This is a genomic window from Cellulomonas massiliensis JC225 (assembly GCF_000312005.1).
Classification (GTDB): Bacteria; Actinomycetota; Actinomycetes; order Actinomycetales; family Cellulomonadaceae; genus Cellulomonas; species Cellulomonas massiliensis.
Genome location: NZ_HE978588.1, coordinates 1,969,243 through 1,979,368, shown reverse-complemented (window position 1 = coordinate 1,979,368; position 10,126 = coordinate 1,969,243). Strand labels below are relative to the sequence as shown.

10 protein-coding genes are annotated in these 10,126 nt (G+C 76.7%); 8 read left to right on the top strand and 2 right to left on the bottom strand.

The genetic code is table 11. The annotated features are described in order from the left end of the window. Window positions 1-208: 208 nt before the first annotated feature. On the top strand, window positions 209-1,063 hold the full coding sequence (locus tag HGCM_RS09430; RefSeq protein WP_019136594.1) for a serine/threonine-protein kinase: 855 nt from the start codon (window positions 209-211) through the stop codon (window positions 1,061-1,063). A gap of 15 nt (window positions 1,064-1,078) precedes the next feature. Here HGCM_RS09430 and HGCM_RS09425 read toward each other — a convergent pair whose 3' ends face one another. Next, entirely contained in the window at window positions 1,079-1,534 is a 456-nt protein-coding gene (locus HGCM_RS09425) for a MarR family winged helix-turn-helix transcriptional regulator (RefSeq protein ID WP_019136593.1), read from the bottom strand. A 129-nt stretch (window positions 1,535-1,663) separates the two neighbouring features. On the opposite strand from HGCM_RS09425, the gene HGCM_RS09420 reads away from it, so the two are divergent. The 3 genes from HGCM_RS09420 to HGCM_RS09410 all read left to right on the top strand — a co-directional run bounded on the left by HGCM_RS09420 (window position 1,664) and on the right by HGCM_RS09410 (window position 5,713). Continuing rightward, window positions 1,664-2,233, top strand: a complete 570-nt coding sequence (locus tag HGCM_RS09420; RefSeq protein WP_019136592.1) for an NYN domain-containing protein — start codon at window positions 1,664-1,666, stop codon at window positions 2,231-2,233. Window positions 2,234-2,481: 248 nt separating this feature from the next. Beyond that, window positions 2,482-3,132: a hypothetical protein gene (locus HGCM_RS09415; protein ID WP_019136591.1), complete on the top strand. Its 651-nt coding sequence runs from the start codon at window positions 2,482-2,484 to the stop codon at window positions 3,130-3,132. 4 nt (window positions 3,133-3,136) lie between these two features. Beyond that, a complete protein-coding gene (locus tag HGCM_RS09410) occupies window positions 3,137-5,713 on the top strand; it encodes a hypothetical protein (protein ID WP_019136590.1) in 2,577 nt (858 codons plus the stop codon). A gap of 110 nt (window positions 5,714-5,823) precedes the next feature. On the opposite strand, the gene HGCM_RS09405 is transcribed toward HGCM_RS09410, so the two are convergent. Further along, window positions 5,824-6,501 (bottom strand): sirohydrochlorin chelatase, encoded by a 678-nt coding sequence (locus HGCM_RS09405; RefSeq protein ID WP_019136589.1) that lies wholly within the window; start codon window positions 6,499-6,501, stop codon window positions 5,824-5,826. Between the two features lie 257 nt (window positions 6,502-6,758). On the opposite strand from HGCM_RS09405, the gene HGCM_RS09400 reads away from it, so the two are divergent. The 4 genes from HGCM_RS09400 to HGCM_RS09385 all read left to right on the top strand — a co-directional run bounded on the left by HGCM_RS09400 (window position 6,759) and on the right by HGCM_RS09385 (window position 10,111). Continuing rightward, a complete protein-coding gene (locus HGCM_RS09400) occupies window positions 6,759-7,352 on the top strand; it encodes a DUF1697 domain-containing protein (RefSeq protein ID WP_019136588.1) in 594 nt (197 codons plus the stop codon). Window positions 7,353-7,436: 84 nt separating this feature from the next. Next, entirely contained in the window at window positions 7,437-8,375 is a 939-nt protein-coding gene (locus tag HGCM_RS09395; protein ID WP_019136587.1) for an ABC transporter ATP-binding protein, read from the top strand. Next, window positions 8,372-9,601: an ABC transporter permease gene (locus HGCM_RS09390; RefSeq protein WP_019136586.1), complete on the top strand. Its 1,230-nt coding sequence runs from the start codon at window positions 8,372-8,374 to the stop codon at window positions 9,599-9,601. Before HGCM_RS09395 ends, HGCM_RS09390 begins: the two co-directional genes overlap by 4 nt. 60 nt (window positions 9,602-9,661) lie before the next feature. After that, window positions 9,662-10,111, top strand: a complete 450-nt coding sequence (locus HGCM_RS09385; protein ID WP_019136585.1) for an HIT family protein — start codon at window positions 9,662-9,664, stop codon at window positions 10,109-10,111. The last annotated feature ends 15 nt before the right edge of the window (window positions 10,112-10,126 follow it).

Sequence of the window (10,126 nt, the reverse complement as noted above, 5' to 3'; positions counted from 1 at the left end):
GGGCGTGTGCGCGCTCGTCGCCGCACGCCGCGCGCGTCTCGAGACCCCCGGGCGGCACCGGCGCTGACGCCTCGCCCCGCCGGCGGGCCCCGACAGCCGGGCCGTCGAGGTGCGGGCGGCGGGCCGTGGGCCTAGCGTCGAGTCGGCGCCGGTGCGGTCAGCCGCCGGCAGCCGTCGACGCGTCGGTCCGCCCGGAGGAGGAGAGCTCGTGACCCGCACCGCGATCCCTCGTGCGGGCACGCTGCTCGGCCGCCGGTACGCCCTGGTCGGCCCGCTCGGCCGCGGCGGCTCGGGGGAGGTGCACCGGGCGGTCGACGTCCGGCTGGACCGGCCGGTGGCCCTCAAGGTGTTCCAGCTCGCGTCGGCCCCGCCCGACGAGATCCGCCGGTACGCCCGAGAGGCCAGGGTGCTGTCGGGGCTCTCCCACCCGTCCCTCGTCGCGCTGCTCGACGTCGGCGCCGACACGCACCCCTCGTGGGGCCCCGTCGCCTTCCTCGCGATGGAGCTCGTCGACGGCCCCACCCTGCGCGACGTGCTGGACGAGGGCCCGCTGGACGCGACCGAGACGGCCCTCGTCGGCCTGCAGGTGGCCCAGGCGCTCGCCCACGCGCACGGCGTCGGGATCGTGCACCGCGACGTGAAGCCGTCCAACGTGCTGCTCGACTCCCAGCGCGCGGCGCCGCCGGGGCACGACCGGCGAGCGCCCGCGGTCGTGCTCGCGGACTTCGGCATCGCGCTGCACCCGGCGGCGGCGGACGCGCCCGCCGACTCCTCCGGCACGGCCGGGTACCACAGCCCCGAGCAGGCGCTCGGGCGGCCCCTCGCGCCGTCGAGCGACGTCTACTCCCTCGGGCTGGTCCTGCTCGAGTGCCGCACGGGCCGGCGCGCCTTCCCCGGCGACCCGCTGTCCGCGTCGCTGGCGCGCCTGCTCGAGCCGGTGCAGGTGCCCGACGAGCTGGGCCCGGACTGGTGCCGGCTGCTGCGCGCGATGACGGCGGACGACCCCGACCGCAGGCCGGCGGCGGCGGCGGTGGCCGCCGAGCTGCGCGCCCTCGCGGCGTAGCCCCGGGGTCCCGGGTCAGTCGGGGATCTGCGCCTGCGCGGCGCGGAGCTTGTCGGTGAGCCGGCGCAGCTCGGCCAGCTCGTCCGCGTCCAGCGCGCCGCCCACGAGGCGGTGGATGGAGCGCACGTGCCGCCGGCCGATCTCGCGCTGCACCTGCAGGCCGCGGTCCGTCAGGGTGACCAGGACGCCGCGCGCGTCGCCCGCCACCGGCCCGCGGCGGACCAGCCCGTCCTGCTCCAGCCGCTCGACCAGGCGCGACAGGCTCGGCTGGGTGAGCAGGCTGCTCTCCGCCAGGTCGCGCAGGCGCGCGGCGCGCCCGGGCTGGCCCGCGAGCGTGAACAGCACGTCGTACTCCCGGATGGACAGGTGCCCCCACACGTCCTCGCGCTGGAACCGCCGCATGAGGGCGACCTGCGCCCGGAACAGCGACTCCCACGCGAGCGACGACTCCCGCGCGTCCCCGTCCGTCACGCGGCACCACCTCCGGCAGCTCGATGCGTTCGCATCGACCCAACCACATGTGGCGCCCCAACCACCCGTCCGCGCCCGGCCCGGCTTCCCCGCCCCGCCGCGCCCGGAGGCCGTCGCTACGCTGGCGGGGTGAGCACCGACGCGCACCCGCGCACCACGTACCTGCTGGTCGACGGCGAGAACATCGACGCCACGCTGGGATCGTCGATCCTCGGCGGGCGGCCCACCCCGGACCAGCGGCCGCGCTGGGAGCGCGTCATCGGGCACGCCCGCCAGGTGTGGGGGCAGCCGGTGCGCCCGCTGTTCTTCCTCAACGCGACGAGCGGCTCGCTGCCGATGCCCTTCGTCCAGGCGCTGCTCGCGATCGGGTTCCAGCCGATCCCGCTGGCCGGCGAGGGCGACGAGAAGGTCGTCGACATCGGCATCTCGCGCACGCTCGCGGCGCTCGGCGAGCGCGAGGGCGACGTGCTGCTCGCGAGCCACGACGGCGACTTCGCGGGGGACGTCGAGCGGCTGCTGGAGGCGGGCGACCGCCGCGTCGGGCTGTACGCGTTCCGCGAGTTCACGAGCACCGCGCTGTCCGCGCTGCCGGGGCTGCAGACGTACGACCTCGAGCACGACGTGCAGGCGTTCAACATCCCGCTGCCGCGCGTGCGGATCATCGCGCTCGCCGAGTTCGACCCGGTCCGCTTCCTCTGACGCCGGCCGTCGGGGGCGACGCACCGGCGGGCGCCGACCGCGGGTCGTCCTACGTCACGGCGCGATAACTCTTACCTGGTACTCCCGCCGATTTATCTGCTACTCCGTCCGATTTACCTAGTACCGCATGGCCTAGGTGTTCGCTCCTCTGCTAGACAGCCCAGCGACTCGGCCGGGACGGGGGACGTCTCCAGCGTGCGGACCGGACGAGCCTGCCCTCCCAGCTGCTCGACCACGACGAGGTGGACATGAAGCGGACCCTGCTCGCGGGCGCCGTGCTCGCGATCATCACCACGGCGATCGTCCTGCTCTCCGACGCCCTGGGCCTCGACGCCCAGGGCGTCGCACTGCTCGGCACCGCCCTCGGAGGAGCCCTCGGGCTCGTCCCCGACCGCAGCCCCGCGCAGCGCGCGCTGGCCTTCGGGGTCGGCTTCCTCGCGTCGTGGGTCGGCTACGGCCTGCGCGCCGCGGCGCTGCCCGACACCGCGGGCGGGCGGGCGGTCGCCGTGCTGCTCGTCCTCGCGGTCTGCCTGGCCGTCGCCGGGCTGAGCCGCGGGCGGCTGCCGCTGTGGGCCACGCTCCTCGGCGCGGCCGCGATCGCCGGCGCGTACGAGCCGGTCTACGCCGAGGACCCCTCGGCCTTCGTCACCTCGTCGGCCGCCACGGCGACCTCCGTCCTGCTGGCCGCGGGCGCGGGGTTCCTCGCCACCGCCCTGCTCGGCCCCCAGGTGGCGGCCGCCCGGGAGCGCGAGCGCGAGGAGGAGCGCGCGCTGCGCGCCGAGCCGCCGGCGTCCCGACCGGTCACCCCCGCGCCCACCCCCCAGCCGGTCGGGGCGGCCGCCCCCGCCGGCGAGCACCACGACCCCCTGTACCCGCTCCGGCACAGCCAGGAGGACTGAACCCGTGCGCCGAACCCTGACGACGGCCAGCGCCGTCGCCCTGCTCCCCCTGCTCGTCGGCGCCACGGCGTCCGGCGCGTCCGCGACCGTCGTCGCCGCCGCCGGTGAGGGCGACGTCGCCGTCGTCAACACCGAGACGGTGCAGGCCCACCTCGACGCGACGGGCGTCAAGCGCGACGCCCGCGTCTACGAGCAGCTGTCGTTCACCGGCACCGGGTCCGCGACGGTCGCCAACCCGGTGTCGACCCGGGGGCTGCGCAACCTCGACGGCTTCGGCGGCGGCACGGTGGAGGGCGGCGCGCTCGTCACGACCGTCGACGTCGACGGCTCGCAGCGCCTGCGGACCGTGAGCGACTACGACAAGGAGCTGCCCCTGCGGGTGCAGATCCGGTACACGCTCGACGGCCGCCGCATCGAGCCGGGCGCGATCGTCGGCAGGTCCGGCGAGCTCGAGGTGCACTACGCCGTGACGAACACCACCGGCCGCGACGAGGAGGTCACGTACGACGCGGGCGGCACCGAGGGCCGCGCCACGGCGCGCACCGTGATCCCGATGGTCGGGCAGCTCACCACGACGCTGCCGTCGAGCTTCACGAACGTCCGCTCCGCCGAGGCCGGCACCGCGGGCGACGGCCGGGGCGGCACGAAGCTCGTCTTCCAGATGACGCTGTTCCCGCCGATCGGCTCCGAGACGATCGAGTTCGGCTACTCGGCGACGATCCGCAAGGGCGTCGTCCCGCCGGCCTCCGTGACCGCGATGCCGGTCTCGCCGCTGGACTACCCGTCCTTCAAGGGCGGCTCGGAGTCGATCCGCAAGGGCGGCCAGGCGGGTCTCGACCTCACGGCGGGGGCCCTGCAGCTCGACGACGGCGTCCTGGCCCTCCACGACGGCGCAGCCGAGCTGCTCGCGGGGCTCATCCAGCTCCGCGACGGCGCCGCGCAGCTCGAGGCGGGGCTCGCCGGCCAGGCCGCACCCGGGGCCCGGGAGCTGGCCGACGGCCTCCAGGGCCGCGCGGCGCCGGGCGCGCAGGAGCTCGCCGACGGGCTCAACGACCAGGCGGCTCCGGGCGCGCGCGAGCTCGCCGACGGGCTCAACGACAAGGCGGCTCCCGGCGCGCGCCAGGTGGCGGACGGCGCGGCGGCGCTGGACGGCGGGCTGACGCAGGCGCGGGCGGGCGCGCCCGCGCTCATCGACGGGTTGCGGCAGGTCGACGCGGGCCTCGCCGGCGTCGACGCCGGGCTGGAGAAGCTCTCCGACCAGATCGGCGGGCTGCCGGACAAGGCGGAGCCGCTGCACCAGGGCATCGCCAAGCTGCAGCAGGCCATCGGCTCGACGTCGTCGGCCGGCACGCTGCTGGCGGGGCTGGAGCAGCTGCGCGTGTCGGTCGGCACGGACGCCCCCGGCGCGCTCGCGGCGCTCGCCGCCGGCGTCTACAGCACCGACCCCGCCAACCCGGGCGCCTACCAGCGTCTCGGGTGCGCCGTGACCGTCCTCAAGGACATCCGCGACGGCGCCGGCCTCGCCGGTCCGGGCGGCTGCTACGCCTCCGGCCGGCCGCCGATGCCCGAGGCGTCCGCGACGACGAAGCTGGTCATCGACGGTCTCATCTCGGAGCTGCAGTCGGGGCGCGCACGGCTCGCCGACCCCGACGCCCTCGGCAACCCGAACGACCCGGCGTTCTTCGGCGGCTCGCTCTCGTCGTCCGCGACCCTGCAGCAGGGGCTCACCTACGTGCAGGGACGCCTGGCGAACATCGCGGGCCCCGGGCTGCTCAAGCTCCAGTGCGGCCTGTCCGGCACGGTCGCCGGCTGCCCCGCCGGCACGGTGGGCGTCCTGCAGGGCGTGCAGGCGGTCGACGCCGGCGTCACCGAGCTCGTCACCGGGGTGGTCTCGAGCGTGCAGGCCGGGGTCGGCGACGACGCGTCCGCGACGAAGGACACGCTGCGCGGCGGCGTCCACCTGCTGCAGGGCGGCGTGGACCAGCTCTCGTCCGGCGGTGACCGGCTCGCCGCGGGCCTCGCGCAGCTGGGGGCCGGTGCCGGCCGGCTCAGCGCCGGCGCGTCCGACCTGTCGGACGGGATCGACGACGCCGCGCAGGGGTCCGAGGAGCTCGCTGGCGGCCTCGGCGACGCGGCCGACGGATCCCGGACCCTGGCGAGCGGCATCGTGGACGCCGCCAACGGCTCCCGCTCGCTCGCGGACGGCCTGCGCGACGCCGCCAACGGGTCGCTGCGGCTCCACCAGGGGCTGGAGGACGCCGCCGACGGCGCACCGCAGCTCGTCGACGGCACGCAGCGCCTCTCCGACGAGGGCACGACGACGATCGCCGAGTCGGGCGCGGCCACGGCGGCGTCCTACGGCGTCCAGTACGCCGTGCTGCAGGCGGGAGCGGAGCGGGCCCAGGCCGAGGGCATGGCGTACGGCGCGCCCGAGGGCGCGCTGGGCGCCACCGCGTACTCGCTGGAGATCGACGGCGCCGACGCCACGACGCCGAACGCCGTCGGACGCGGCCTGGCCGCGATCGCGCTCTTCGCGATCGGGGCCGTCGTGGCCACGCTCGCGCGGCGCCGGTTCGTCTGACGGCGGGGCGCGCGTCGTCGCCGACGGGCGACGACGGGCGGGCACGAGGGCGGGTCGCTGCGGCGGCCCGCCCTCGGCGCGTCCGGGGCGCGTGCCGACACCCGGTCCGGTCAGCCGAGACGCGCCTCGTCGTACCGCGCGAGGACGACCTCCGCGAGCCGCTCGTCGGGCGCGAGCGGGGCGGTGACGACGTCCGCGCCCGCCTCCAGCACGCGGTCGTGGAAGTACCCGGGCGCCAGCAGGTAGGAGGCGACGACCACGCGCCCGCCGGCCGGCACGTCCGCCCGCGCCGCCGCGACCGCCTCGGGCACCGAAGGGCCTGCGCCGGCCCCGTAGCCGATGGTGACCGGCTGCTCCAGCGGGTCGGCCAGCGCGGCGGTGACCGCCTCCACGGCCCGCGCCGCGGCGGGGTCGGTCGAGCCGGCGGCGGCCAGCACCACCGCGTCGCCGCGGCGCAGCCCCACCCCGGACAGCCGGTCGAGCAGGATCGCGACGAGCCGGGCGTCCGGCCCGAGCGGCGCGCTCGCCGCTGCGCCCGGACGCTCGACGGCGCGGGCGACGTCGACCTTGACGTGGAATCCGACGGACAGCAGCAGCGGCACCACGACCACGCCCCGGCCCTCGGCGGCGGCCTCCTCCACGACGTCGTCGAGCTCCGGCCGCTGGACGTCGACGAACGCCTCGCGCACGTCGAGCCCCGGACGGGCCGCCCGCACGTCGTCGAGCACCGAGCGGATGGCCGCGCGCCCGCGCAGGTTGTCCGTGCCGTGCGAGCAGCCGACGAGCACGGGAGCGGTCGCGTCGGCCGGCGCGGGGATCTCCCCTGTCGTCGCCGCTGCGGGAGCGTCCGGGCCGGCAGCGTCCGGGCCGCGGTGCTGCGGGCCGTCGGGTCGAGGGGGCGCAGGGGCGTCGCTCACGGCGCCATTGTGGCGGCACGCGACCGAGCGGGGCACCCGGTGCGCACTCGCGTGCGGCGGCGTGCGGGGACGGCAGCCGGTCGGCCGCGCCTGGTCGGGCGTCGGTGGGGCATGGCACGGTGTCCGGCATGGCGCAGGAGCAGGCGGGCACCGGACCGGACGGCGACGCGGGCGCGGAGCCCGTCGTCGCCCTGCTGAGGGCGGTGAACGTCGGCGGCCGCACGGTCCGCGCGGCGGAGCTGCGGGAGACGGCCGAGGCGCTCGGGCACACGCGGGTGACGAGCTACGTCACGAGCGGCAACCTGGTCCTCCTGCCCGCCGGGGCGGCGGACGAGGTAGGCCCCGGGCTGTCGGCGGCCCTCGAGCAGCGGTACGGCTTCGCGGTGCCGGTCGTGACCCGGACGGCGAGCCGGTGGGACCGCGTCGTGGCCGCGCTCCCGTTCGCCGAGGCGGCGCGCGAGGACCCCGCGCACGTCGTCGTCGTGACGTGGGACCGGACCCCGGACGCCGCGAGCGTCCGCGCGTTCGACCCGACGGCGCTCGGCGACGAGCTGGTGGTCTGGCACCGCGACGAGACGTACGTGCTGTACCCGCACGGCCAGGGCCGCTCGCGCCTCACGCTCGCCGTGCTCGAGAAGGCGGCGGGCGGCCGCGTCGGCACCGCGCGCAACTGGCGCACGGCCCTCGCGCTGCAGGCGCTCGCGCACGAGCGGCTCGCCTGACCGGTCCCGCCGCAGGTCGTCGCGCCGCACCCGGGAGGCCCGGGGTCCTTGCCTGCCGCGACCGTGTCTGTTGGGATCGACCCCGTGCCCGACCTCAGCATCGACGCCCTCGAGAAGTCCTACGGCACGGTCCGTGCCCTGCGCGGCATGACCTTCGACGTGCGGGCCGGCGAGATCTTCGGGTTCGTCGGCGCGAACGGCGCCGGCAAGTCCACGACGATGCGCATCGTGCTCGGCGTGCTCGCGAGCGACGCGGGCGAGGTGCGCTGGGACGGCCACCCGATCGACGCCCCGGTGCGGCACCGCATCGGGTACATGCCGGAAGAGCGCGGGCTGTACCCGCGCATGAAGGTCGGCGAGCAGCTGGTCTACCTCGCGCGCCTGCACGGGCTCGACCCGGCGGCGGCCCGCCGCGCGATGGAGCACTGGACCGACGTGCTCGGCATCGCGGAGCGGCGCGGCGACGAGGTGCTCAAGCTCTCGCTCGGCAACCAGCAGCGCGTGCAGCTCGCCGCCGCACTCGTCCACTCCCCCGACCTGCTCGTGCTCGACGAGCCGTTCTCCGGCCTCGACCCGCTCGCGGTCGACGTGATGAGCGGCGTGCTGCGCGAGCAGGCGGCGCGGGGGGTGCCGGTGATGTTCTCCTCCCACCAGCTCGAGCTCGTGGAGCGGCTGTGCGACCGGGTGGGCATCGTCCGCGCCGGCCAGGCGGTGGCGGTGGGGACGATCGAGGAGCTGCGGCGCACCGAGCGGCCGCGCTGGGTGGTCGAGGGGCCCGCCGACGGCTGGGCCGCCGCGGTCCCCGGCGTGCGCGTCGTCGAGCAGGACGGCACGCGCACCGTGGTCGAGGTCGACGGCGTGCCCGACGGCGACCAGGCGCTGCTCCGCGCGGCGCTCGCGGCCGGCCCGGTGCACGCCTTCGGGCCCGACCGTCCGTCGCTCGTCGACCTGTACCGCGACGTCGTCGCGACCGACGACGTGGGCCAGGCCCACGACAGCCGGCCCGAGGAGGCCCACGCATGAGCACCACGACCACCGGCCCGTCCGGGTCGGTGCCGCTGAGCAGCGGGCGGGCGATCCGCCTCGTGGCCGGCCGCGAGGTGCGCACGCGCCTGCAGTCCAAGGCCTTCGTGTGGACGACCGTCGCGTTCGTCGCGGTCATCGTCCTCGGGGGCGTCGTGCTCAACCTCGTCACGTCCAGCGGCACGCAGGCGAAGGCGGTCGGTGTGCTGAGCGACGTCGCCGCGGTCGCGCCGGCGCTCGAGGCGAGCGCGACGGCCGTCGGGCAGCAGGTCGAGACGCGCACGTTCGACGACCGGGCCGCCGGCGAGGCCGCGGTGCGCGACGGGGAGGTCGTCGCCCTCGTCGCGGCGGTCTCGCCGTCGCTCGAGGTGGTCGTCAAGCAGACGCCCGACCAGCAGCTCGCCCCGGCGTTCGGCGCGCTGGCGCAGCAGCTGGCCCTCACCTCGGCCGTCGAGCAGCTCGGCGGCGACCCGGCCCAGGTGGCGCAGCAGGTCGCCACGGCCGTACCCACGACGACGTCGCTCGAGCCTGCCCCGGAGACCGACGCCGCCCAGGTCGTCGCGGGCATCGTCGCCGGGATCCTGCTGTTCGTCTCGATCATGACGGCCGGCCAGCTCGTCGCCCAGGGCGTCGTCGAGGAGAAGTCCAGCCGCGTCGTCGAGCTGCTGCTCGCGACCGTCCGCCCGTGGCAGCTCATGGCCGGCAAGGTGCTCGGCATCGGGCTGATCGGCCTGCTGCAGGTCGTGCTCATCGTCGCGGCGGGCGCCGGCACGGCGTTCGGGCTGGGGCTGGTCGAGACGAGCTCGCTCGACCTCGGCGCCACCGCGCTGTGGTCCCTCGTCTGGTTCGTCGTCGGCTTCGCGACCTACGCCGTCGTGCTCGCCGGGCTGGCGGCGCTCGTCTCGCGCCAGGAGGACGTCGGCGCCGTGGTCGCACCCGTCACGACCGTGATGATCGTGCCCTACGTCGTCGGCATCTCGATCGCGCCGTACGCGCCCGACAACCCGCTCGTCGCGTGGCTGTCGTACGTGCCGTTCTGCGCACCCATGGTGATGCCGATCCGGATCGCCCTCGGAGCGGTCGAGCCGTGGCAGGCGCTGCTCTCCGTCGGCCTCTCGGTGGCCCTGATCCCGCTGCTCGTCTGGTTCGCCGGGCGGGTCTACTCGCGCGGCGTGCTGCGCTCGGGCGGCCGCATGAAGCTGTCGGAGGCCCTGCGCGGCGCGTGACCGCCGCGGCCGCCGGCCCGACGTGGTGACCGGCGTCCGCCCGCGCCCTAGCGTGGGGGCATGACGACCCTGTTCACCCGCATCATCGCGGGCGAGATCCCCGGCCGCTTCGTGTGGGCGGACGACGTCGCGGTCGCGTTCGCGACGATCGCGCCCATCACGGACGGGCATGTGCTCGTCGTCCCCCGGGCCGAGATCGACCAGCTGACGGACGCGCCCGACGACGTGCTCGCGCACCTGGTCGTCGTCGCCAAGGCGATCGGCCGGGCGCAGCAGGCCGCGTGGGACGCGCCGCGCGCCGCGCTGCTCGTCGCGGGGTTCGAGGTGGCCCACCTGCACCTGCACGTCCTGCCGGCCTGGGACGAGGCGAGCCTCTCGTTCGCGAACGCCCGGCCGGACCTGCCCGCCGAGCAGCTCGACGCCGCCGCGGAGCGGCTGCGCGCGGCGCTCGTCGCCCAGGGCGACGGCGCGCACGTGCCGGCCTCGCTCGGCTCGCCGGACCTCGGCTAGCGGGCGCGGCGACCG